The sequence below is a fragment of the Rhizobium sp. IY2 genome (assembly GCF_047532935.1).
GTDB lineage: Bacteria > Pseudomonadota > Alphaproteobacteria > Rhizobiales > Rhizobiaceae > Rhizobium > Rhizobium anhuiense.
Map to the genome: position 1 here is coordinate 726,359 of NZ_JBLKNU010000002.1, position 23,684 is coordinate 750,042.

The following is a 23,684-nucleotide window of genomic DNA, read 5'->3' on the forward strand; positions in this document are numbered from 1 at the left end:
GATCCTTGGGTCTATTGCTTGACGTAGATCGCGTCGTAATTAATGACGCGGGTCGGATCGATGTAGATGTTGTCAGCGCCGCCCATGCGCAGCGACTTGGCGACGACGCGGCGTTCGTTGATGACAGGGATCCACGGCGCATCGGCCATGATGTCGGTGAAGATCTTGCCCCAGGCCGCGGTGCGCTCGGTTGCCTTTGCCGGATCGGACATCGAGTCGGCGGCAACGGCGCGCTTGTCGAGATCGGCGTTGCAGTACCATGACCAGTTCCAGCCGCCCGGAACCGCGCCGGCGCAACCGAGGATCGGGCCGTAGAAGTTGGACGGATCCGGGAAGTCGGCGATCCAGGCCATGCCGCCCGACCAGATCATCGGCGCTTCGCCTTCCGTGCCGCCGGCCGAGATGACGTTCGCCTGGGCCAGCGCCCGGACTTCGGCCTTGACGCCGACGGCAGCCAGATCCTGCTGGATCGCCTGGGCGATCCGCGGCTGCGGGTCGGTGTTGGTGGAGTAGAGCACGGTCTCGAAGCCGTCGGGGTAGCCGGCTTCGGCAAGCAGCGCCTTGGCTTTCGCCAAGTCATAGGCATAGCCGGTGAAGGACTTGTCGTAGCCCGGCATCAGCGGCGGCAGCGGCTGGTTGGCAGGCGTTGCACGGCCATTGAGGATTCGGGTGATGCGCTCCTTGTTGATCGCCATGTTCAACGCCTGGCGAACCTTGACGTTGTCGAAGGGCTTCACCTTGGTGTTGAGCGTGATGTAGCCGGTGTGCAGCTGCTCGCCGTCGACGATCATCTGCGCGCCGTCGGCCGAATTCTTGATCTCGAGGAATTTTGCCGGCGGAATGCCGTCGCCGGCAATATCGACCTCGCCCTTCTGCAGGCGCAAGAGCGCCACCAGCGGCTCCTGGCCGACCTCGACCTTGAAGCTGTCGATATAGGGAATGCCCTTGACGAAATAATCCTTGTTGCGCTCGAAAACGAGCTGCTGGCCGATCGTCCAGTCCTTCAGGATGAAGGTGCCGGAGCCGACCGGCTTCTTGCCGAAGTCGCCGGCGGCTGCCTCGACGGCTTCCTTCGGCACGACCGAAGCGAAGTTGATGGCAAGCACGTGCAGGAAGGTGGCGTCGGGGCGCGAGAGGTTGAAGATGACGGTGCTATCGTCAGGCGTCTCGATGCCGGAGAGCGTCGTCGTCTTGCCGCCGGTTTCATCCTCGAAGCCCTTGATCGCGCCGAAAAATCCTGCGCCGGGCCCTTGCGTCTTCGGGTCGACGGCGCGTTCGATCGAATATTTCACGTCTGAGGCGACGACCTCGCGGCCGTTCGAGAACTTCACGCCCTTGTGCAGCTTGAAGGTATAGGTCAAGCCATCGGGCGAAACGGTGAAGCTTTCGGCAAGCGAGGGGACCGGGTTCGGCGTGCCGGGCGCATAATCCATCAGTCGGGAATAGAGGCTCTTGATCATCGACCAGTTGACCCAGTCGTAGCCGATCGCCGGGTCGAGTGTGGTGATGTCGTCCTTGTAGGTGACGACGATATCGCCGCCCTGCTTGGGCGTTTCCTCGGCCATGACGGACAATGGGGCGAGCGCCACCATCGTTGCCATGGTCGTCTGTTGCAGCCAGCGTTTGAACATTTGGGTTCCCCTTCTTTGGTTGCTGTCAGCGTGTGCGGATGCGCGGATCGATGACCGGCGCGATGAGGTCGGCAAGCAGATTGCCGATGATGATGGCGAGCGCAGACGTCAGGGTGACGCCCATGATGATCGGGATGTCGACCTGCTGGATCGCCTGCCAGGCGAGCTGGCCGATGCCGGGCCATCCATAGACGGCTTCGACCACGACCACGCCGCCCATGAACTGGCCGATATCGATGCCGATCATGGCGATGATGGGCAGCACGGCATTGGGCAGCGCATGGCGCAGGATGACGCGCTTCGAGGAAAGACCCTTGGCGCGCGCCGTGCGGACATAATCCTGGTTCAGCACTTCGATCATCGACGAGCGCACCATGCGGGCGTACCAGCCGGCGCCGCAGATGCCGAGTGTGACGGCAGGCAGGACGAGATGCGAGAAGCTGCCATAACCGCTCATCGGAAACCAGCCGAGCGTTGCCGCCAGCAGGTAGAGCAGCAGCAGGGCGACGAGGAACTGCGGCGCCGAGGTGCCGACAAAGGAGGCCATCATCACCAGCCGGTCGACGAAGCCGCCGCGACGCACGGCGGCGATGGTGCCCAGCGTCAGGCCGAGCACCACCTCGACGAAGATGCCGGCAAGCATCAGCGTCAACGTCGCCGGTAGCCGCGCGGCGATCAGCGTCCAGACATCGGTTTTCTGCGCATAGGAGCGGCCGAGATTGCCATGCAGCAGATTGCCGAGATAGGTGCCGAACTGGACCAGCAGCGGCTGGTCGAGTCCGAGCTCATGGCGGATGTTGGCGACCGTCTGAGCCGTGGCACTGCGGCCGGCGATCATGCGGGCCGGGTCGGCCGGAAGGGCGTAGAGCAGCACGAAGGTGATTGCCGCGACGCCGAGCAGGATGAGGGCCGCCTGTGCCAACCGGCGCAGCATGAGGGACGCCATCAGCCCCTCCCGCGCTGGGTCGGGTCGAGTATGTCGCGCAGCGCGTCGCCCACCAGATTGAAGGAAAGCGCCGTCAGAAGGATGATCGCGCCGGGAATGAAGACCAGCCAGGGGGCGGCCTGGAAATAGCTTTGGCTCTCGAAGATGATGTTGCCCCAGGAGGGCTGCGGCGGCTGGACGCCGACGCCGAGGAAGGAAAGTGTCGCCTCGAGCAGTACGGTGGTGGCGATGCCGAGCGTGCCCCAGACGATTGCCGTCGGCACGAGATGCGGCAGGATATGCATGAAGAGCACACGCATATGGCCGGCGCCGAGCGAGCGCTCCGCCATGATAAAATCGCGCTCCACCAGGCCGCGAGTCTCGGTATAGACGATGCGGGCGACCTGCACCCAGTTGACGAGCGCGATCACCATGGCGACGATCCAGAGGCTCGGCTTCAGCAATGCGGCGAGCACGATGGCGAGCAGCAGCGCCGGAAAGGCCATCATCAGATCGGTGAAGCGCATCAGGATGTTGCCCGGCAGCCCGCGGAGATAACCGGCAACGATGCCGACGAAGAGGCCGATCGCCACCGCGATGCCATTGGCGACAAGGCCGATGATCAGCGAGGTGCGGGCGCCGAACAGCAGGCGGGAAAAGAGGTCGCGGCCGAGCGTGTCGGTGCCCAGCAGATAGGGGCCGCCCGGCGGCAGCGGCGCGCCTTCGAGTGAGAGGCCGTCAAACATCTGCTCGTCCGGACTGAACGGCGCGATCCACGGCGCTGCGATGGCGAGCCCGATGACGAGTGTGACGACGATCAGGCCGAAGAGGGCGGTCGGCTGGCGAATCATCTGTTTCAGCACATGCATCAGCCCGCCTCCGGCAGAGGTTCTGCTCCTGCCAGAATGAAGGCTGATATCTGCTCCATCGGCAGGCGGCGGCGCATGGCGCAGTTGCGCAGGATTGCGTAAGCGCTCTCCTCGTCGATGCCGTGTGCGGCCCGAAGCTTTTCGACGGCGGCGTGAACGAGCGGCCGCAGCCGGACGCGCTCTTCGAGATATTGCAGCTTTTCCGCAGTCGCCTTGCGTTCCTGATGAATGGAGACGGCCATGACAAGCGCCGGATAGACGGCCGATGTGGCGATCGGTTTGGCGATGATCGCGCCGGCACCCTGTCCGAGCGCCCAGGCGATGCGGCCGGGCGCTTCCGAACCAAGCAAGGCGACGACGGGGCAGGCAGGCGTTTCGCCGTTCCAGGGCAGCAGATCGTCCCAGCCCTGGTCGGCATCGACGATAACGAGATCAGGCAGTACTGCGGCCGAAAGCGGCGCCCATTGCAGCGTTGCATCGATGCCGAGCAGGCGAAGCTGGCGGACCAGCTTGTCGGTGTTGCCGTCCTCGCGATGCAGGACCGTCGCCAGCCAGCCGGTGAAATTGGGTGTCTCTCTCATGACACCACCCTCAGCCGCGGCAAGGCCTGTCGGTTACGGCCGGTCAGATAGGGGTCGGCGGCGAGCGGCGGCCGCGAGGCGACGACATCGAAGCCGTTGTCGGCGTTGATCCGGCCGAGATGGAAGGGCAGGGCGGCGTGATTGGTCTCGCGGTCGATCGCCAGCGCACCGAACAGGGTCGGCCAGGATCGATTGTAGAGCTCGCGCCGGACGGCGTCGGGCTCATCACCGCCGGCAGCGACGATCGCGTCGACGCAGAGCCGGACGGCCGTATAGGCACTGGCAAAGACGCTGGAGACACGCCGCTCCGTGCCGTGACGCTCTGTGACACGGGCCTTGAAGGCAGCATTTTCGGGGGTCGCGATACTGTCGAAATAGGACGCGGCGCAAAGCTGGCCGGCGGCAGCTCCTGCGGCTATATCGTCGAGCTCGCATTCCATCAGGTCGCAGCTGACGACCGGGCAGTTTTCCGCGCGGAAGGCCGGGTCGCGATCACCCAAGGCCTTGATCGCCTCCAGGAAGGCGTAGCTCGACGGGCCGATGAGATTGTTGAGGATGAAGCTCGGGCGGCGCTGCGCGATCTCGGCAACGATGCGTTCGACGGCGGTTTCCTCGAGCGGGAGATAGCGTTCGCCCAGCACCTCGCCGCCGGCATTGGTGATGAGTTCGCGGGCGAGCCGATTCATCTCCCAGCCCCAGACATAGTTGGCGCCGACGAGATAGGGCCTTGACCCGTAACGCGGGATCAGGTGCTCGAAAAGCGGCAACAGATGCTGGTTCGGGCAGCCGCCGACATAGATGACGTTCTCGTTGGCCTCGAAACCTTCATAGGGGCACATGTACCAGAGCAGGCCGTCATGTTTCTCGACGAGCGGGATGACCTCCTTGCGCGCCGCAGAGGTGATCGTGCCGACGATGTGGCGGCAGCCGGCGCGCAAAAGATGGCGCGCACCATCGAGATAGGCGGCAAGATCGGCATGCGGATCGAAGAACACGGGTTCGATCGCCAGTCCTTCGGCGCCGGCATATTCGGCCATCGCGAAAACGGCGCCGTCGCGCGCGTCGCGGCCCATCGAGCCGTAAGGGCCGGTGGTCGAAAAGAGGATGCCGATTTTCAGCGCGTCATTCATGAAGTGACCACATCAAAAAACCCCACGACGCTGGTCCCATCGAGCGATGAGGCGTCATGGGGCGAAACTGCCCAGAGACTATCGGAGTCATGTCAATGCGGCGGCCTTCTGCCTATTCCGCAGGCTTGAGTAAAATACAGGCATCTTATCTTTGTCAAGTGTGCTGCCCTGCACTCGCAGTCATTTGATCTTGTTCTTTCGGTAGTGTCGCTCTTCTAGCTCAAATCATGCAGATCCGTCGTAATCGCCGGGCCGATCCAGAACTCCGAAAACAGCACCCTCAACCCACTGCGCTCCGGCGTGCAGGCAGCCGGCCCAACCTCATATCGGTCAGCTGCCGGAAAGGGCGCTAACCGCAGCAGTGGCCAGAAGCTGCCATCACGTGAAGCCTGGATGCGCATCGCGCCGTTGGCGACGGTGACGCGAATGCGGAAGTCTTCCAATTCCTTGAAGGGCTGCGCCACCGACCAGTCGGATTTGCCGTCGGTGACGACGGTGCTGAGGAAGGCTTCGCCGTCGGTGAATTCGACGCCGGTTTTTACCCAGCGTTTCTCGTCGATACGCACCATCAGGCCGGCCTGGTCGTAGAGGGTGCGGAATTCGCCCTGGACGCGGATTTGTGCGGTGAAGCCGTCGGCCCTCGGAAAGGCGAGGAAATGGCCGCTGTCGCGGATGAAACCGTAATGGGTCTCTCGCCAGAAATCGGTCTTCTCATCGGTCGTCAGGGTGAGGGCGGCTTCGTCTGCCCGCCAGTTGGCCGGCTCGTTCAGCCATGTTCCGTCGTTGAAATCGATGCTCATCCTGTTCTCCCGTTCCGTTGAAGCCTTGCCGCAGGGCGATCGCCTTACCTTGGCATAATGCCCGGCCGTCGTGCAGAGGGCTCGCCGCAGCCGAAGATGGTGTTTTTCCGGCGTCGCGCTACCCGGGAGGGCATAATCCGTCGCGCGTGCTTGACAGGATCGATGCATCTCTTATTCTCTTACAAAAATATGAATTACATAATTGTGGAACTAAATCGGGAGATCTCGCATGAAAACACTGGTCGCATTCCTGCTCGGCACTGCGCTCGTCGCCCTGCCTTCGACGCTCCTTGCCCAGGAAAAGGGCGGCGTCATCAACGTCGCGACGATCGGCGAGCCGCCGACGCTCGATCCGATGTCGTCGACGGCCGATCTTGTCGGCATCGTCACGCAGCACATTTTCGAAACGCTCTATACCTTCGACAAGAGCTGGAACGTCACGCCGCTTCTGGCCGAAAGCCTGCCCGAGATCAGCGCCGACGGCAAAACCTATACGATCAAGCTCAGGACCGGCATCAAGTTCCACGACAATAGCGACATGACTTCGGACGATGTCGTCGCCTCGCTCGGCCGCTGGATGAAGATCGCCTCGCGCGGCAAGCAGGTGGCCGGTTTCATCGACAAGATCGCGGCCGTCGATCCGGCGACCGTCACGATCACGCTGAAGCAGCCCTATGCGCCGCTGACCTCGCTGCTTGCCTTCAACAATTCGGCCGCGATCATCATCCCCGCCGAAAAGCAGGACGAGCCGATGAAGGAATTCATCGGCACCGGTCCCTACATGCTGAAGGAGCGCAAGGCTGACCAGTATATCCAGCTCGTCCGCTTCAACGGTTACAAGTCCCGCGAGGGCGACAGCAATGGTTATGGCGGCGCCCGCCATCAATATCTCGATGAGATCCGCTTCGTGCCGGTGCCGGATCCGAACACCCGCGTCGAGGCCGCCGTTTCCGGCCAGTATGATTATGTCGACTCGATCCCTGTCGAATCCTACGACAAGCTGAAGGCCTCCACGGCCTCGCAGCCGATCATCCTGAAGCCCTTCGGTTATCCCGTCTTCGTCTTCAATACGGCCGAGGGTATCAACAAGAATGTCGAAGTGCGCAAGGCCATCCGCCAGGCGCTCAGCATGGAAGACATGCTGGCCGCGGCTTTCGGCAGCACGGATTTCTACGCTCTCGACGGCGCCATCTATCCGAAGACCTTTGCCTGGTCGACGGATGCCGGCGTCGAGGGCGCCTATAACGTCGCCGATCCGGAAGGGGCGGCCGCTGCCGCCAAGAAGGCCGGCTATAACGGCGAACCGATCCGTATCCTGACCAGCCGCCAGTACGAGTTCCACTATAAGATGGCGCAGGTCGCCGCCGAATATCTGAAGCTCGCCGGCTTCACCGTCGATATGCAGGTTGTGGACTGGGCGACGCTGACGCAGCGCCGCGCCGATCCGAAGCTCTGGGATATCTATATCACCCATAGCCCCTTCCTGCCGGAGCCGGCCCTCATCGGCTCGCTCTCGACCAGCTCGCCCGGCTGGTGGGATACGCCGGCCCGCAAGGCAGCCGTCGATGCCTTCACTTCGGAAGTCGATCCGAAGAAGCGCGTTGCGCTCTGGGCCGATGTCCAGAAGGCCGTCTATGCCGACGCACCCTTCATGAAGATCGGCGACTTCAACGCCGTCTCGGCCGAGTCGACCAAGCTCGAAGGCGTCGATCCGGCGCCGTGGCCGTATTTCTGGAATGCTTCGATCAAGAAGTAAACATCGCCACCGGTACCGGCCTTCCGCGGCCGGTACCGGTCATCTTTTCTGCCGCATCCGCAAAGGCTTAAGGCCAGGCATTCATGATACGCTACATCCTCCAGCGCCTGTTCGGCATGATCGTCGTGATGTTTCTCGTCGTCACGATCGTCTTCGTCATCGTGCGCGTGACGCCGGGAGATCCGGCCGCCGTCATGCTCGGGCCGGATGCGACGCCGCAGGATATCGCCGATCTCCGATCCCGGCTTGGCCTCGATCAGTCGCTTGGCCTGCAATATGTCTATTATATCGGCCAACTGCTGAAGGGCGATCTCGGCCAGTCGATCTTCCTCAACATGCCCGTCACCTCGGCCCTGCTCGACCGCGCCGAGCCGACCTTCTTCTTGACGCTGCTCTCGCTTCTCATCGCCAGCATCATCGCTTTGCCGATCGGCATCTACGCCGCCTATCGCCGCGGCTCCCTGGTCGACCAGGCGGCGACGACGCTTGCCATGTTTGCCGCCAGCATTCCAAGCTTCTGGCTCGGCCTCATCCTGATGCAGTTTTTCGCCGTCCGGCTCAACCTCTTCCCGGTTTCCGGTTATGGCGGTCCCGGCTCGACCTTCTTCGACCGCATGTATCACCTGACGCTGCCGGCCTTCGCGCTCGGCATTGTCTCCTCGGCGCTGATCCTGCGCTTCACCCGCGCCTCGATGCTCGATGTGCTCGGCGACGATTATATCCGCACGGCGCGCGCCAAGGGGCTGATCGAGCGCCGGGTGATCCTCAAGCACGCGTTGAAAAATGCGCTGATCCCGATCCTGACGGTGATCGGCCTGACGGCGGCGGTGCTGATTTCGGGTGCCGTCGTCACCGAGACCGTATTCGGCCTGCCGGGTGTCGGCAATCTCGTCGTCTCGGCGGTGCTGCGCCGCGATTATCCGGTCATCCAGGGCGCGCTACTCGTCATCGCCGCGCTCTACGTGCTGATCAATTTTGCGATCGACATGCTCTATCTGCTGATCGATCCGAGGGTGCGCTACTGATGGCCGATATCGCAATCAAATCAGCCGTCGAGGGCGAGCGCAGCAAATTCGTCCGGCGCCTGCTGAAACGCAAGACGGTCGCCTGCGGCCTCTTGATCCTGACGATCTTCGTGCTTCTGGCGGTCTTTGCGCCTCTCGTCGCGCCCTATTCGCCGTCGAAGCTTTCCATCGTCAACCGGCTGAAGCCGCCGAGCGGCATGTTCTTCTTCGGCACGGACGAGTTCGGCCGCGACGTCTTTTCGCGCACGATCTTCGCCGGCCGACTGTCGCTGCTCGTCGGTGTTGCGGTCGTGACGCTCTCGGCCGTGATCGGCGTGACGCTCGGGCTGCTGGCCGGTTTCTTCCAGAAGCTCGACACACCGATCGCCCGGCTGATCGACGCCATGATGGCGTTTCCGGATATTCTGCTGGCGATCGCGCTCGTCGCAGCCCTCGGTCCCTCTCTGACAACCGTGATCATCGCGCTGTCGATCGTCTATGCGCCGCGCCTTGCCCGCATCGTCCGCGCGTCGACGCTGGTTATTCGCGAACTGCCCTATGTCGAGGCGGCGAGGGCGCTTGGCATTTCGACCTTCCATATCATGACGCTGCATGTGCTGCGCAATCTGCTGTCGCCGATCCTCGTGCAGGCCACATTCCTCTTCGCCAGCGCGATGCTTGCCGAAGCCGGCCTGTCTTTCCTCGGTCTCGGCGTCAGCCCCGAAATCCCGACCTGGGGAACGATGATCGCCGCCGGCCGGCAATATATTGGCCAGGCCGACTGGATGACGCTGTTTCCCGGCATCGCCATCATCCTCTCGGTGCTGTCGCTGCAGATGGTCGGCGATGGCCTGAGGGACATGCTCGATCCAAGACTTCGCAAGGATCTCTAATCCGCCGACCGTGGGTCGGCCTATTCCAATTCGCCAAATCGAAAATTGCATGACAGGAGTTTGCGTGAATCAGTTTCCCACCGCCGCCGGCAAGGTCGAGAACTCGCCTTACGAACGGCTTGCCGCCCTCGGCATAACGCTTCCGCCGCCACCGCCGCCGATCGCCAATTTCGTCACGCATGTGCTCGAAGGCAATATGCTTTATCTCTCCGGTCAGGGACCGCGCGAGGCTGACGGTTTCCTGCATGCCGGCAAGGTCGGCGGCGGCATCAGTGTCGACGAGGCCTACGGCCATGCGCGGCTGACCGGCATCAACCTGCTTGCCGTCATGCAGGAGGCGCTCGGCGATCTCACCCGGGTCAAGCGAGTGGTTAAACTGCTCGGCATGGTCAATGCCGTGCCCGAGTTCGAGGATCATCCGAGCGTCATCAACGGCTGCTCGGATCTGTTGATCGCAGTCTTCGGGCCGGCCGGCGAACATGCCCGCTCGGCCGTCGGCTTCGGCTCGCTGCCCGGCAACATCACCGTCGAGATCGAGGCGATCGTCGCCTTGCACGGCTGACGAGAACTTTCATATTTGGAGTAGCGTCCCATCTTATCCCGCTACCCGCCCCAGAATTCTGGAGAACTTCATGTCCACTGATATGAGACCATCAATCGGTCTTCGCCCTGTCATCAACGTATCCGGCACGATGACGAGCCTCGGCGCCTCGATCGTCGTGCCGGAAGCGATCGAGGCGATGGCATCGATCCTGCCGCACTTCGTCGAGATCAACGACCTGCAGCGCAAGGCAAGCGGCGTCATCGCCCGGCTGACCGGCGGCGAGGCGGGCTTCGTCACCGCTTCCTGCTCGGCCGGCATTTCGCTGGCCGTTGCCGGTGCGATTACCGGCAACAATCTGCTGGCGATCGAGAGGCTGCCGGATGTCGTGCCGGAGAAGAACGAAGTGCTGGTACAGATGGGCCATGTGGTGAGCTACGGCGCACCTGTTGACCAGGCGATCCGGCTTGCCGGCGGCAAGGTCGTGCTTGTGGGCCAGGCGACCTCGACACATCGTTTCCACATGGAAAACGCCATCACCGACAAGACCGCAGCCGCCGTCTACGTCGTCTCGCACCATGTCGTCGATTACGGACTTTTGAACCTGAAGGAATTCGTCGAGATCGCCCATGCCAAGGGCGTGCCCGTCATCGTCGATGCGGCTTCGGAATATGATCTGAAGATTTTCCTGGAGCAGGGCGCCGATATCGCCCTTTACTCCGGCCACAAATTCCTCGGCGGTCCGACTACGGGCATCGTTGCCGGCAAGAAGGAGCTGGTGCGTCATGCCTTCCTGCAGAACATGGGCATCGGCCGCGGCATGAAGGTCGGCAAGGAGAGCATCTTCGGCGTCATGGCGGCACTCGAAGCCTGGGAGAAACGCGACCATGCCGGCATCCGGGAACGCGAAACCAGCTATCTCAATCTGTGGAAGCGCACGCTCGACGGTCGCCCCGGCCTCACCGCACTGATCGAACCCGACCCGACCAGCAATCCGCTCGATCGGCTGCGCCTGATCGTCGATCCCGAGCAGGCCCATATCACCGCCTGGGATCTGGCCGATGCGCTTGCCAAGGGCAGCCCGCCGATCATCGTGCGCGATCACGAAGTGGAGCATCGCTATTTCTATCTCGATCCGTGCAACCTGCATCCGGGCGAGGAGAGGATCGTGGCGGAGCGCCTGGCTGAGGAACTCGACAAGGCGCGCGCCTCCAACGAGATCATCGCCACGCCGATCGAGAACCGCAGCCGGCACCGCTTCGACGGGCTGTTGCGCTGGCCGGATTGAACCGTAGAGGAGCAGACATGGCCAACGTCCAAGCGCAACCGATCCAGACGACGACCGACGTTCTTGCCGTCGACAGGCTGACGACGTCCTTTCTGGTGGATGGCGTCTGGAAACCGGTCGTGCGCGACGTCTCCTTCACCGTGGCGCCGGGCGAGACGGTGGCGATCGTCGGCGAATCCGGCTCGGGCAAGAGCGTCACCTCGCTCTCCATCATGCGGCTGCTGCAGGCGGAGACGAGCCGCGTCGAGGGCCGCGTCATGCTCGGCGGACGCGACCTCCTGGCTTTGCCGGAAAATGCCATGCGTCAGGTGCGCGGCAATGAAGTGGCGATGATCTTCCAGGAGCCGATGACATCGCTCAATCCGCTCTTCACCATCGGCGATCAGATTTCCGAGGCGCTGCTCTGCCATTCCGATATGAGCAAGACGGACGCCAAAGCCGAGACCATCCGGCTGCTGGAAAAGGTCCGCATTCCCTCGGCCGCCTCGCGCTTCGGCGAATATCCGCATCGTTTCTCCGGCGGCATGCGCCAGCGGGTGATGATCGCCATGGCGCTCGCCAGCCGGCCGAAACTGTTGATCGCCGACGAGCCGACGACCGCGCTCGACGTAACGATCCAGGGTCAGATCCTCGATCTCATCAAGATGCTGCAGGACGAGGAGGGGACCTCGGTTCTGTTCATCACCCATGACATGGGCGTCGTCGCCGAGATCGCCGACAGGACGGTGGTGATGTATCGCGGCGAACAGGTCGAAAGCGGCGCCACCGCCGATATCTTCCACCGCGGCAAACACCCCTATACCCGGGCGCTGCTATCCGCCGTGCCGGTGCTTGGCTCGATGCAAGGCAGGCAAAGGCCCCTGCGCTTTCCGGTGGTCAATACGGCAACGGGAGAATCGGACGTTCCCGCCGAGGCCGCCGATACCGTCGCTGCAAGGCCGGTCCTTGAGGTGAAGAACCTCACCAAGCGCTTCGACATTCATACCGGCCTGTTCGGCCGGCTGACCAGCCGGGTGCACGCGGTCGAAAACGTCTCCTTCGATCTTCACGCCGGCGAGACGTTGTCCCTCGTCGGTGAATCCGGCTGCGGCAAATCGACGACCGGCCGCGCCATCATGCGTCTCATCGAACCGCAGGCCGGTTCCGTCCTCGTCGAGGGCAGGGAGGTGCTCGGCCTCGACAAAAAGGATCTGCGCGAGATGCGCAAATCCGTGCAGATGATCTTCCAGGATCCCTTTGCCAGCCTCAATCCGCGCATGACAGTCGGTGCTGCGATCGCCGAACCCTACCTCGAACATAAGATGGGCAATGCGAAACAGGCAAAGGACGTCGTCGCTGATCTGCTGATGAAGGTCGGTCTGTCGGCGGATATGGCCGCGCGCTATCCGCATGAGTTTTCCGGCGGCCAACGCCAGCGCATCTGCATCGCCCGCGCGCTCGCCTTGCGGCCGAAGGTCATCGTCGCCGACGAAAGCGTCTCGGCGCTCGACGTCTCGATCAAGGCGCAGGTCATCAACCTGATGCTCGATTTGCAGCAGAGCCTGAACCTCGCCTTCCTGTTCATCTCGCACGACATGGCGGTCGTCGAACGCGTCAGCCACCGGGTGGCGGTGATGTATCTCGGCGAGATTGTCGAGATCGGCCCACGGGCCGCGGTCTTTGAAAATCCGCAGCATCCATATACGAAAATGCTCATTGCGGCGGTGCCCGTGCCCGATCCCGACCGCCGCCATGAAAAGCGGATGGTGGCGAATGACGAGATCAAGAGCCCGATGCGCCCGGTCGACTATCAGCCGGCGAACGCCTCCTATCGTGAGGTCGGGCCGGGTCATCTGGTGATGGCCGACCGGTAGGCTATAGCGCCGCGCGCTTTTCGAGACCCGAGCTCGGACGGCGCGGCTCGACCCATTGGGAGTTGCCTAACGCGGCAACGGCGCATAAAGCAGATGCACAATCAAAAGCCGCGAAGCCTGGACCGATGAACAGAGATTATTATTCCAAACTCGGCGGACTGCCGCCGCAAACCGAGCTGCTTTCCAGCAAGGCCGTCTTCACCACAGCCTATGCAGTCATTCCGCGCAGCGTCATGACCGACATCGTCACCAGCGTCCTTCCCCATTGGACGGGGACGCGGGCATGGGTTCTCTCCCGGCCGCTCTCCGGCTTCTCCGAGACCTTTTCGCAATATGTGATGGAGGTCCAGCCGGGCGGCGGAAGCGATCGGCCGGAGCCCGACAAGCGGGCCGAAGCGGTTCTGTTCGTCGTCGAGGGCGACATCACGGTGGAACTCGACGGCGTCAGCCATGCGCTTCGCAGCGGCTCGTTCGCCTATCTTCCGGCAGGTTCAGTCTGGCGCCTGAAAAACGACGGTTCGACCGCGGCAAAATTCCACTGGATTCGAAAGGCCTTTCAGGAGGTCGACGGGCTGGAACCGCCGCCGGCGATCTTCACGCATGAGGACGAGCACGCCATCTCGGCAATGCCCGACACCGATGGCCGCTGGGGAACGACCCGGTTCATCGATCCGGCCGATGTCCGCTACGACATGCACGTGAATATCGTGACGTTGGAGCCGGGTGCCGTGATCCCCTTCATGGAAACCCATGTCATGGAGCACGGTCTCTATGTGCTGGAAGGCAAGGCGGTCTATCGCCTGAACCAGGATTGGGTCGAGGTCGAGGCCGGCGACTTCATGTGGTTGCGCTCCTTCTGCCCGCAGGCATGTTACGCCGGCGGCCCCGGCCGGTTCCGCTACCTGCTCTACAAGGACGTCAACCGTCATATGACGCTCTGGTAGGATCTGTCGCGGAGGGGCGATGAGGCTCGAAAGCGAACGACTGATCTTGAGACCCTGGCGGCAGCAGGATCGTAAACCCTTTGCTGCGATCAACGCCGAACCCGACGTCGTCCGATATCTCAATCCTCTGACAGATGAACAGTCGGATGCGATGCTCGACCGCATCGACCGTCACTTCGAGGATCATGGCTGGGGCTTCTGGGCGCTGGAGGAGAAGGCAGGCGGCGCGTTGATCGGCCTCTGCGGCCTCAACAACGTTTCGCCGGCTTTGCCGTTTGCCCCGGCAGTCGAAATCGGCTGGCGGCTTTCAGCGTCGCGGCACGGCGCCGGATATGCGCGCGAAGCAGCGGAACGGTCTCTCGACTTTGCCTTCAACGATCTGAAACTTGACCGCATCGTCAGCTTCACGGTGCCCGCAAACAGCAATTCCTGGGGTTTGATGAGGCGATTGGGAATGAACCGGATCGGTGACTTCGATCATCCCAATTTGGCCGAAGGGCATCCGTTGCGCCCTCACGTGCTCTACGAACTGCGATCACCAAACGTTATTTGAAAGCGGATATCAGGGCTCGTGCCGGCCGACTATGGAGCATGATAATTCATGGCTGTAACGATATATTGCAAAGCATAGCTCAGAGTCCGAAATCGATCTTCGAAAGCTCCTTCAGGAACAACGTCTCGGGCACCGAGAGCCCGATTTGCGGATTGGTGACGACATAGGCCGATGCGCAGGGCTCGTCCCGATAGGGCGGCAGGCGCCACAACTTTCCCTGGTCGACATACGGTTCGGCGAGATGCAGCGGCAGGAAGCCTATTCCGAGGCCGCATTCGATCATCCGCCGTATCTCGCTGACATAGCTCGACTGACCCCGTACCCGTTGACCGATCGAGGCGCTGGCGCGGTAGGCGGTGACATCGCCCATATGCGTGCCGCCGAGCACATCTGCGGTGAAGCCGATAAATGGTTCGGCACGCAGTTGTGCGACGGTCAGGTCCCTGCGGCCAGCCAGCCGGTGGATTGCGCCGCAAAACAGGCCGAACCTCTCTCGCATCAACTCGCGGGAAGCCAGGAAATCCGGAATCACCCCGTCCGAGATACCGAAGGTACAATGGCCGAGTTCTACGGCACGGATGATGGCCGCCGTGGTGCTCACTGTGATTTCCAGATCCACGCCTGGATACCGTGCGAAGAAAGACGTCAGCGCACGATCCAAGGTCTCGTTCACCACTTGGTCGATCATGGCGATCTTCAACCTGCCGGACAACGCCGCCGGCGCCGCTTCGAAACCGACCGGCAAGCGGGAAATCGTCGCGAAAATCGATCGGACCTGTTCGAGCAGCATTTCGCCCGCGGGCGTTGGTATCAGGCCGGTACGACTGCGTTCCAGAAGCTTCGTGCCGGCCGTTTCCTCAAGCCGCTTGATCCCCTGGCTGATCGCCGGCTGGGTGCGGTGCATCACGTCGGCGGCCCGCGTCATGCTCCGTTCCTGCGCCACGATCATGAAAGTGTGCAGCAGGTTCCAGTCAAGTTGCCGGACGAAGTCGACCATCTGGCATGTCTCCATAAGCGAAATTTATTTCTAGAAGAAGAAATAAGAATTTTCAATATTCACCATCTTCCGGAATCCTGAACCGCCCTCGGAGCAAAGCCCGCACCCATCAACAGGAGACCGCCATGCGATATCTTAGAATCCTCGCCCTGATTGCCGCTGCTGCCGCGACCAATGCGGCGGCGGAAGACGGTGTCGTCCGAATGGGAACTGAGGGCTATTACCCACCGTTCGAGTATTTTGACAGCGCCGGCAATCTGAACGGCTTCGATATCGACATCGGCAACGCGCTCTGCGAGACAATGAAGGTGAAGTGCGAATGGGTGTCCACCGATTGGGATGGGATCATCCCGGCGCTGAATGCGAAGAAATTCGACGCCATCCTTTCCTCGATGGCGATCACCGCTGAACGCGCGAAGGTGATCAGTTTCACCGCTCCCTACTATTTCAACCCCGACCGCTTCGTCGCCTCCAAGGATTCGGGACTGAAGAGCGCGCTGCCAGCCGATTTGAAAGGGCTGGTGGTCGGCACCCAATCAGGCACGACCGAGGTCGCGATCCTCAAGCAATATTTCCCCGAAGCGGAGGTGAAGCTTTATCCCAAGCTCGACGACGCTCTGCTCGACCTCGACAATCAGAGGCTTGATCTGGTCCTGGCCAGCCAGTTCGTGCTGGCGGATTGGCTCGCCAAGGACAGCGGCGCCTGCTGTGATTTCGTCGGAGAGGCCTTCGGCGATGACGGCATGAAGGGCACGGGGATTGCCGTCCGCAAGGACGATCAGGCGCTGCTGAAGCGGCTGAACGACGCGCTGGCCGAGATCCAGGCCAACGGCACCTATGGCAAGATTCGCGCGCGCTACTTCAAATTCGACATCATGACACAACCGAAGCTCGCCGGCGAAATCTTCAAGTAGTCCGCAACCAGGTTGGACGCCACACAGTCAGCGTCCAGCCAGCCCCGCCAAGCAATCGGAAGATAATTCGCGATGGAGTTCATCTCACTGCTGTTATTCAGCGACGAGGGCTGGGGAGACGAGTTGCTGCGAGGCCTGAGTGTAACACTCGCACTCGCCTTCGCCACCGCTCCGCTGGCCCTGGTCCTATCCTTCCTGCTGGCTTGGGGCAAAAACGCCCGCAGTCCGATTGCCCGCTGGTTCGCGTTCGCCAGCACGACAGTCTTTCGCAGTCTGCCCGAGCTGTTGACCCTCGTCATCATCTACTACCAGCTCCAAGTGCTCATTGACTGGGTGGTGCATCTCGCTTTCCCGAACGCCAACATTTCACTCAATGCCTTTGCGGCTGGCGTGGTGGCGCTGACGCTCGTCTTCAGCGCACTCGGCAGCGAAGTCGTCCGTGCCGCCTATCAGGCGGTCGGCAGGGGACAGGCAGAGGCGGCGGCATCGCTGGGCCTGCACCGGAGACAGGCCTTCTTCCTGGTCGTCCTCCCCCAGATGTGGCGGCATTGCATTCCCGCTTTCGGCAATCTGTGGTTGATCCTTCTGAAGGATACGTCGCTGGTTTCGATCATAGCGGTGAACGACCTCGTCCGTTACACCAATATGGCGATCTCGACGACCAAGAAGCCGTTCTTCTTCTATACCGTGCTCGCCCTGATCTACGTCGCGCTTGCTTTGCTGTCGGGCATCGGTCAGGCGCTGTTGGAACGACGCACGGCTCCTCGCGGTAGGGGGCGTTAGAAGATGCTGACGCTTCTCACCGACAATCTCGCCCTATGGGCGCAAGGGCTTCAGAATACGGTTACGCTGACATTGCTGAGCGCGCTCATGGGCTTCAGCTTGGCGCTGCCACTCGCACTGGCCCGGCTCAGTCGCAACCGGACAATCTCCGGCGTGGCCTATGGATATATCTACCTCATGCGCGGCACGCCGCTGCTGGTTCAGGTTTTTCTGATCTATTATGGCCTTGGCTCCTTCAGCCGCGAACTGCGGGATATTGGCCTTTGGTGGTTCTTTCGCGATGCGTTCTATTGCGGCCTCCTCGCCTTCGCACTCAATTCCGCGGCCTATCAGGCGGAAATCTTGCGCGGCGGTATCCAGGCCGTGCCGCGAGGGACGATCGAGGCAGGGCGGGTGCTCGGCCTTTCGACCGTGCAGATTTTCCGCAAGATCGTGCTGCCGATCGCCACGGCACGGATGCTGCCGACCATCGGCAATGAACTGGTGCTGCTGCTCAAGGCCTCGGCCATCGTCAGCGTGATCACCGTGCCCGATATCATGGGCCAGGCGCGATCCCTTTACGCCCAGAGCTTCGACCTCACCGTCTTCTACGTGGCGGCGCTTAACTATCTGGCCGTCGTCCTCCTGATCGAAGCGCTCTGGCGCCGCCTCGAGGGTCGCAACCGATGGCTACATTTCGCAGGAACAGTTTGAAATGAAAATACAATCCAATCAGAGCATCTTCGGCCATGAAGGTGTGTTCCAGACCGTGCCCGGTCCGGACGGGACCCATGTGGAAATGCCTTATTCCGGCATCCGCACCTTCCTTCGGCGCCGTCCCAGCCTGGATTTCACCGGCGTCGATCTTGTCGTCTATGGCATTCCCTTCGATCTGGCGACCTCCGGCCGCTCGGGTGCACGCTTCGGCCCGTCCGCGCTACGCGAAGCCTCGACCCAGTTGGCCTGGGGCGAGGTCTGGCCCTGGGGTTTCGACCCCTTCGACCGGCTCTCGGTGGTGGACGCTGGCGACGTGCCGTTCCGGCGCGGGCAGCCACAAAAGATGCTGGAAAACGCGGTGGAATTCGCCCGCCGGATCGTCGAGGAGGGGGCCGGAACGGTCATGCTGGGCGGCGATCACAGCACCACTTTCACCGCCTTGAAGGCCCATGCCGAGCGGCACGGGAAGCTCGCCTATGTCCAGTTCGACGCCCACCGTGACACGCAGGCGAGCAAGGAATTCGACCATGGCACATTCGTGCATCATGCAATGTGCGATGGATTGATCGACCCCGCTCACGCAATCCAAATCGGCATCCGCACCCATTACGACCATACCGACTCGATCACCGTGCTCTACCGTGACTGGCTGCACGAACATGGTTGGCAGGGTGCCCTTGCTCGCCTGCGCGAAGTGGTGGGTGACAGGCCCACCTATCTGAGCATCGACATCGACTGCCTCGATCCTGCCTTTGCTCCCGGCACAGGCACCCCGGTCGTCGACGGACTGGCGCCGCACGAAATCCTCTCGATCCTGCGCCGGACGACGGATGTCAATTTCGTCGGGATGGACCTCGTCGAGGTGGCGCCACCCTATGATCCGACCGGCGTGACAGCGCTCCTGGGCGCCTCGCTGATCCTGGAATATATCTGCGCCCGCGCGGCAGGCCGGCAAGGAGTATAAGATGGGCTTTCGCGTCGCTCTGATCGAATTCTCTCACGAAGGAAACACCTTCACCATTCGCTCGACCCCGATCGAGGCCTTCCATGCCAGTCGCTATTTCCAAGGTGTCGAGATTGTCACGAAGATGCGCGGCACCAATTCCGAGATTGGCGGCGCCCTCGATCTGGCCGAGGCGAGGGGTTGGGAGGTTGTGCCGATTCTTGCCGCTCATGCTCAGCCGGGCGGCACGGTCACCGAAGCCGCGCGCCGCACGATTACCGCAGATGTCGTTCACGGCCTTGAAACGGCCGGGCCGATCGACGGGATTTTCGTCGCACTCCACGGCGCGATGGTCACCGAGACATCCGAGGATGGAGAGAGCCAGTTTCTCGCCGCCATCCGTTCGGTGGTAGGGGCCGATCTCCCGATTGCGGTGACGCTCGATCTGCATGCCAATATCTTCGATGCAATGGCAGGGCTTGCCGATATCGCGGTAAGCTTCAGGACCTATCCCCATATCGACATGCGCGAGCGCGGACGCGAGGCCTGCACGCTGCTTCATGCGGCAATGGCAGGCGAGACGGCGCCGCGCCTGCTCATCGCCCGGCCGCCGATGCTGGTCGGCTGTGACGACGGACGAACGACGCAGGACGGGCCGATGTGCCGGCTGCTGGAAGATGCAGCGCTGGAAATGATGACGCCGGGCATCCTCAACGTCTCCGTCAACGCCGGTTTCACCGATGCCGATGTCTGGGCGGCAGGCCCGAGCGTTCTCGTAAATTACGACGAAAAGATCGTCTCCGCCGTCACGGCTCAAGCAACTGCCGACAGGATCTGCGCGCGGATATGGGACTTCCGCGACGACTGGGCCCGGCCGATCCCTCTCTGGGAGTGTATCGCCCGGCTGAAGGCGCACAAATCCACCGACAAGCCGATCGTGGTGGCCGACTTCTCCGACAACCCGGGCTCAGGCGGCTATGGCGACAGCACGACATTGTTGGCTGCGCTGCTTGACGCAGGGCGGGGCAATATTGCTCTCGGTGTGCTCTACGACCCGCAAGCGGCTGACCTGCTGGCATCCGCAGGTGTCGGCGCAGAATGCACTGTATTGCTCGGCGGCAAGACGGATCCGAGCACGGGCGGTGGGCCGATCGAAGTCACTGGCACTGTTGCGGCCGTCTCCGATGGGGCCTTTACATTTGAAGGGCCGATGTTCACCGGCCTTCCCGGCACGCTCGGCCGCTCCGTTTCTTTCCGGGTCGGCGGGATAGAGGTGCTGATCGCATCTGAAAACCAACAGATGCTCGACGCCAACATCTTCCGCGCGCTCGGCATCGAACCGACGGCGAAGGCGGTCCTGGCGGTGAAATCCATGCATCATTTCCGCGGCGCCTTCGCCCCGCTCGCAAGTGAGATCCTGGTGACCGATGCCGGCGGATTATGCTCGCCGGATCTCACCCGCCGCAACTACCGCAATATTCGACGCCCAATTTTTCCACTGGATCCAATCAATGGCTGAACATTTTGACATTGCCATCATCGGCGGCGGCATCGTCGGCGCCGCACTGGCACATACCATCGGCAATCGCCGTTCGGTCGTGCTGCTGGAGCGGGAGGAGGCATGGGGCTATCATTCCACCGGCCGCTCGGCGGCGGAATTCTCGCTGCGCTTCCAGTCCGAAGGCGCGGGGCGGCTGATCCGGGCCAGCGCCGGATTTCTCCAGACGCCTCCGGATGGGTTCTGCGACCTGCCGCTCATCCGGCCGCGCGGAAACCTCTGCATTGCCCAGGCCGAGAAGGCCGGGCATCTCCATCACATCTTCGAAGTCGAGCGCAACAAAAGCGCGCCCATGGCCCGGCCGCTTCAATTGCTCACGGTTGCCGATGCGCTGGCGCTGGTCCCGTTTCTCGACCCCGACTGGGTCGCGGCTGCGCTCTATGACCCGGATTGCTGGGACATCGAGGTCGACAGCCTGCTGCAGTCCTATCTGAAATCGGCGCGACACGCCGGGGCCGACCTGCGCCGCAACGCCGAGGTGACGGGCGCCCGAATGGACGGATCGGCATGGCGGCTGGAGACGAACGGCGCCGATCTGCTGGCCACGACGGTGGTGAACGCGGCGGGCGGCTGGGCCGATCCCGTGGCGCTCCATTTCGGCGCGACGCCTCTCGGCCTAGTGCCTTATCGCCGAACCGCCATCACCGTGCCAGTTGAGGGCTACGATGTTTCGGCCATGCCCGAAGTCAACGAAATCGACGAGGATTTCTACTTCAAACCGGATGCAGGCCGGCTCCTGGTTAGTCCGGCGGATGAGACGCCGGTCGCCCCGCATGACGCTTGGCCGGAAGAATTGGATATCGCCCAGGCGGCGCAATATCTGAGCGACTGCACCAAGCTCGAAATCCATCGGATCTCCCATAGTTGGGCGGGCCTGCGCACCTTCGCACCGGACCGGCTGCCGGTCATCGGTGCCTCAAAGCGGGCGCCGGGCTTCTTTTGGCTGGCCGGGCTCGGCGGGTTCGGTATTCAAAGTTCGCCAGCGGTCGCTGCGCTCGCGTCGTCGCTGCTTCTGGAAACCCCGATTCCGGCAGCCCTCCGCCAGGAGGGGATCACTGCGGAAACTTTCTCGCCGATCCGCTTTGAATAATGGGCTTATCGGCTAAGTCGTTCGTCCAAGGGTGGAAAGTGCGTCCTGTAGCCTGAGTGCTGCCAGTGCCTCGGTTGCCTCCTCGGGAGGCCAGCCCGCTTCCAGCGCCGCAGCGAGGACCAGCGATTCGGTTTGCAGCTCAAGCTTCTCATAAAGCGGCTCGATGGCTTCGCGCGCTGTGACAACATGCTGGTCAGGCGGGGTGATGGGTGTCGCGGCAACCGTAGGCATGAAATGCTCCTCCTATTGAACGCTAAGGTTCGAAACCCGTTAGGGGCATCCTTGTTCCATTTATATCGCCTTTTCGGTGTTCGAGCGGCGATGCGAAAGATGACGACGCCACATCTGGCGGAATTTCCTCCATCGCAGGAACGCGCGAATGAGGATTGCCGGTGGGATCTTCTTGTGGTCGCCGACAGTTCCCTGCCTGGTGATCGCTGCGTTCGGATCGAGCAGAAACGCGACCAACATGCTTGCACTCTGCGCCTCTACTTCGAGCTTGTCATCCAATAAATGCAGCCCCTGCTCGCCTTCGGCGAATGTCTGCTTATCGACGACGACACAACCGCTGAAGACATAGAAATAGAGGTCTCGGCCTTGCTTGCGCGGAAATTCCACCCTTGCGCCCGCGTCCAGCCGCATATCGAAGACGTCGATCGTGCTGCGGACATAGAAGGGCGCGCCCTCCGCTTCCGGCCCGACCAGGTGTCGCCAGGTGTTTGCCGCGGCAACTGGCACCGGTCCGTGTTGGACCTTCGGTTCGAGGTCGATGGCGTGAGGGCGAATGAGGATTTGCAGCATCCGCAGAGGCGGATCGGATGCCAGCGTTTCTTCGGAATGCCAAAAGCTTGCTCCGGCATTCATCACCATGAGATGGTCGCGGTCGATCACCAGTCGGCCCGCAGCCTTGTCGTCGTGACGCATGACGCCTTCGGGCACCCAGGAAATGATCTCGTCGTTTCTATGCTCATGCATCGCGATCAGGCGACCGGGATCGAGGATGGATTCTGCGATCATGGCGAGGGGGCCATGGCCGTGATCGGTCGGCTTCGGCGTCAACCAGCCCGGCATATTGACGTGCGCGACGAAACCTCCCGCATCCCGCACCACGAAGGTTCGTTCGCCCTTGAGCAGCATCGCATCCTCCATGCAAGGCAATGATGACACCAGGCCATTAGCCATCTGCTGGAAGGGCGGGTCAGCGCATTCGTCCAGGCATTATGATGGCTAGAGCGTCGCTCTCAGCTCGAGATAGCGTTCGGTCAATGTCGTCAAGGTGAAGGCTCTGTTGAGGCCACTCGGATTTGGCAACAACCAGACGACGGCGCCGGCAAATTCCTCGGCTTGCCGACCCCATTCGACATTGGCTCGAAGACTGATTGCCGCATATGCCGCCTTTCCAAGAAAGGCCAGATTGGCCGGCGCAAACGTTCGTATCTTGCTTTCCAGAGCAGGTGCTGCGCTGAGGTAATCCTGCTTCTTAAGTTCGCCTGCGCTTTTCGTCGGGCGTGAAACCGCGGACGTCAGGCCACAGCCATATTGCAGCAACGCGCGCTCTTCATCTGCTCGCAGCAAGCGCGGCGTAAATCCAGCCAGATGCAAGACCCGCCAAAAACGGTTGCTCGGGTTCGAGAAATTATGCCCGTCGCGAACGGCGGACAGAGCCGGATTCAATCCGCAGAAAACCACGGAAAGGCCGGGCGCGAGGATTTCCGACAATCCGGTCCGTGGTATTGCAGGGTCGTCTGGACCATCGAGGTCCTCGGACGTGGCATCTGGCATTGTAAAACCATTGTTCGGATTAAATGGGTCGCGTCGATCGAAACGAGCTTCATCAGCGCCATCAAGGAGGGCCGATCCGACAGACACACGGTGCTAATCATCTTGCTGAAAATGCCGATGAATGGCCTTAGTGGCAATTTGAAAAATATCGGG

24 protein-coding genes are annotated in these 23,684 nt (G+C 62.0%); 14 read left to right on the plus strand and 10 right to left on the minus strand.

The window, feature by feature from the left end:
- Nucleotides 1–11: 11 nt before the first annotated feature.
- From ACMUVN_RS12065 to ACMUVN_RS12090, 6 genes are all read right to left on the minus strand, one after another.
- Entirely contained in the window at nucleotides 12–1,631 is a 1,620-nt protein-coding gene (locus ACMUVN_RS12065) for an ABC transporter substrate-binding protein (protein WP_097544064.1), read from the minus strand.
- 25 nt (nucleotides 1,632–1,656) lie between these two features.
- Complete coding sequence (locus ACMUVN_RS12070; RefSeq protein ID WP_097544063.1) at nucleotides 1,657–2,577, minus strand: ABC transporter permease; 921 nt, start codon at nucleotides 2,575–2,577, stop codon at nucleotides 1,657–1,659.
- Nucleotides 2,577–3,425, minus strand: a complete 849-nt coding sequence (locus tag ACMUVN_RS12075; protein WP_017996436.1) for an ABC transporter permease — start codon at nucleotides 3,423–3,425, stop codon at nucleotides 2,577–2,579. Before ACMUVN_RS12075 ends, ACMUVN_RS12070 begins: the two co-directional genes overlap by 1 nt.
- Complete coding sequence (locus tag ACMUVN_RS12080; RefSeq protein WP_097544062.1) at nucleotides 3,425–4,006, minus strand: ANTAR domain-containing response regulator; 582 nt, start codon at nucleotides 4,004–4,006, stop codon at nucleotides 3,425–3,427. Before ACMUVN_RS12080 ends, ACMUVN_RS12075 begins: the two co-directional genes overlap by 1 nt.
- Nucleotides 4,003–5,136 (minus strand): transporter substrate-binding protein, encoded by a 1,134-nt coding sequence (locus tag ACMUVN_RS12085; protein ID WP_097544061.1) that lies wholly within the window; start codon nucleotides 5,134–5,136, stop codon nucleotides 4,003–4,005. Before ACMUVN_RS12085 ends, ACMUVN_RS12080 begins: the two co-directional genes overlap by 4 nt.
- 215 nt (nucleotides 5,137–5,351) lie before the next feature.
- A complete protein-coding gene (locus ACMUVN_RS12090) occupies nucleotides 5,352–5,936 on the minus strand; it encodes a DUF1349 domain-containing protein (RefSeq protein WP_097544060.1) in 585 nt (194 codons plus the stop codon).
- Between the two features lie 229 nt (nucleotides 5,937–6,165).
- On the opposite strand from ACMUVN_RS12090, the gene ACMUVN_RS12095 reads away from it, so the two are divergent.
- The 8 genes from ACMUVN_RS12095 to ACMUVN_RS12130 all read left to right on the plus strand — a co-directional run bounded on the left by ACMUVN_RS12095 (nucleotide 6,166) and on the right by ACMUVN_RS12130 (nucleotide 14,768).
- A complete protein-coding gene (locus ACMUVN_RS12095; protein WP_063476058.1) occupies nucleotides 6,166–7,692 on the plus strand; it encodes an ABC transporter substrate-binding protein in 1,527 nt (508 codons plus the stop codon).
- An 83-nt stretch (nucleotides 7,693–7,775) separates the two neighbouring features.
- On the plus strand, nucleotides 7,776–8,717 hold the full coding sequence (locus ACMUVN_RS12100; protein WP_179867841.1) for an ABC transporter permease: 942 nt from the start codon (nucleotides 7,776–7,778) through the stop codon (nucleotides 8,715–8,717).
- Nucleotides 8,717–9,589, plus strand: coding sequence for an ABC transporter permease (locus tag ACMUVN_RS12105; RefSeq protein ID WP_414815143.1), 873 nt, complete (start codon nucleotides 8,717–8,719; stop codon nucleotides 9,587–9,589). The genes ACMUVN_RS12100 and ACMUVN_RS12105 overlap by 1 nt, the downstream gene beginning before the upstream one ends.
- A 49-nt stretch (nucleotides 9,590–9,638) precedes the next feature.
- Nucleotides 9,639–10,151, plus strand: a complete 513-nt coding sequence (locus ACMUVN_RS12110; RefSeq protein WP_097544059.1) for a RidA family protein — start codon at nucleotides 9,639–9,641, stop codon at nucleotides 10,149–10,151.
- A 70-nt stretch (nucleotides 10,152–10,221) separates the two neighbouring features.
- Nucleotides 10,222–11,418, plus strand: a complete 1,197-nt coding sequence (locus ACMUVN_RS12115; RefSeq protein ID WP_063476062.1) for an aminotransferase class V-fold PLP-dependent enzyme — start codon at nucleotides 10,222–10,224, stop codon at nucleotides 11,416–11,418.
- A 17-nt stretch (nucleotides 11,419–11,435) separates the two neighbouring features.
- A complete protein-coding gene (locus ACMUVN_RS12120) occupies nucleotides 11,436–13,271 on the plus strand; it encodes an ABC transporter ATP-binding protein (protein WP_097544058.1) in 1,836 nt (611 codons plus the stop codon).
- Nucleotides 13,272–13,396: 125 nt separating this feature from the next.
- On the plus strand, nucleotides 13,397–14,215 hold the full coding sequence (locus ACMUVN_RS12125) for a bifunctional allantoicase/(S)-ureidoglycine aminohydrolase (RefSeq protein ID WP_047613020.1): 819 nt from the start codon (nucleotides 13,397–13,399) through the stop codon (nucleotides 14,213–14,215).
- 19 nt (nucleotides 14,216–14,234) lie between these two features.
- A complete protein-coding gene (locus tag ACMUVN_RS12130) occupies nucleotides 14,235–14,768 on the plus strand; it encodes a GNAT family N-acetyltransferase (protein WP_047614931.1) in 534 nt (177 codons plus the stop codon).
- 79 nt (nucleotides 14,769–14,847) lie between these two features.
- Here the strand turns inward: ACMUVN_RS12130 and ACMUVN_RS12135 are convergent, their stop codons facing one another.
- The gene (locus tag ACMUVN_RS12135; protein ID WP_049809800.1) at nucleotides 14,848–15,765 is read right to left on the minus strand and encodes a LysR family transcriptional regulator; all 918 of its coding nucleotides are present in this window, start codon (nucleotides 15,763–15,765) and stop codon (nucleotides 14,848–14,850) included.
- A gap of 125 nt (nucleotides 15,766–15,890) precedes the next feature.
- Here ACMUVN_RS12135 and ACMUVN_RS12140 point away from each other — a divergent pair, with 125 nt between their 5' ends.
- The 6 genes from ACMUVN_RS12140 (at nucleotide 15,891) to ACMUVN_RS12165 (ending at nucleotide 21,749) form a co-directional block, all read left to right on the plus strand.
- The gene (locus tag ACMUVN_RS12140) at nucleotides 15,891–16,679 is read left to right on the plus strand and encodes a transporter substrate-binding domain-containing protein (RefSeq protein ID WP_097544055.1); all 789 of its coding nucleotides are present in this window, start codon (nucleotides 15,891–15,893) and stop codon (nucleotides 16,677–16,679) included.
- 72 nt (nucleotides 16,680–16,751) lie between these two features.
- The gene (locus ACMUVN_RS12145; RefSeq protein ID WP_097544054.1) at nucleotides 16,752–17,462 is read left to right on the plus strand and encodes an ABC transporter permease; all 711 of its coding nucleotides are present in this window, start codon (nucleotides 16,752–16,754) and stop codon (nucleotides 17,460–17,462) included.
- A gap of 3 nt (nucleotides 17,463–17,465) precedes the next feature.
- Nucleotides 17,466–18,155, plus strand: coding sequence for an ABC transporter permease (locus ACMUVN_RS12150; RefSeq protein WP_097544053.1), 690 nt, complete (start codon nucleotides 17,466–17,468; stop codon nucleotides 18,153–18,155).
- A gap of 1 nt (nucleotide 18,156) precedes the next feature.
- Nucleotides 18,157–19,122 carry an agmatinase gene (gene speB / locus ACMUVN_RS12155; protein ID WP_080759870.1) on the plus strand — a complete coding sequence of 322 codons (966 nt, stop codon included), beginning with the start codon at nucleotides 18,157–18,159 and terminating at the stop codon, nucleotides 19,120–19,122.
- Between the two features lies 1 nt (nucleotide 19,123).
- A complete protein-coding gene (locus tag ACMUVN_RS12160; protein WP_063476067.1) occupies nucleotides 19,124–20,620 on the plus strand; it encodes a M81 family metallopeptidase in 1,497 nt (498 codons plus the stop codon).
- Nucleotides 20,613–21,749, plus strand: coding sequence for an NAD(P)/FAD-dependent oxidoreductase (locus ACMUVN_RS12165; RefSeq protein ID WP_063476068.1), 1,137 nt, complete (start codon nucleotides 20,613–20,615; stop codon nucleotides 21,747–21,749). The genes ACMUVN_RS12160 and ACMUVN_RS12165 overlap by 8 nt, the downstream gene beginning before the upstream one ends.
- Before the next feature lie 12 nt (nucleotides 21,750–21,761).
- Here ACMUVN_RS12165 and ACMUVN_RS12170 read toward each other — a convergent pair whose 3' ends face one another.
- The 3 genes from ACMUVN_RS12170 to mug form a co-directional block, all read right to left on the minus strand.
- Nucleotides 21,762–21,980: a hypothetical protein gene (locus tag ACMUVN_RS12170; RefSeq protein ID WP_047613034.1), complete on the minus strand. Its 219-nt coding sequence runs from the start codon at nucleotides 21,978–21,980 to the stop codon at nucleotides 21,762–21,764.
- 60 nt (nucleotides 21,981–22,040) lie between these two features.
- On the minus strand, nucleotides 22,041–22,886 hold the full coding sequence (locus ACMUVN_RS12175; protein ID WP_097544051.1) for a pirin family protein: 846 nt from the start codon (nucleotides 22,884–22,886) through the stop codon (nucleotides 22,041–22,043).
- A gap of 90 nt (nucleotides 22,887–22,976) precedes the next feature.
- A complete protein-coding gene (mug, locus tag ACMUVN_RS12180) occupies nucleotides 22,977–23,531 on the minus strand; it encodes a G/U mismatch-specific DNA glycosylase (RefSeq protein ID WP_063476069.1) in 555 nt (184 codons plus the stop codon).
- Nucleotides 23,532–23,684: the final 153 nt, after the last annotated feature.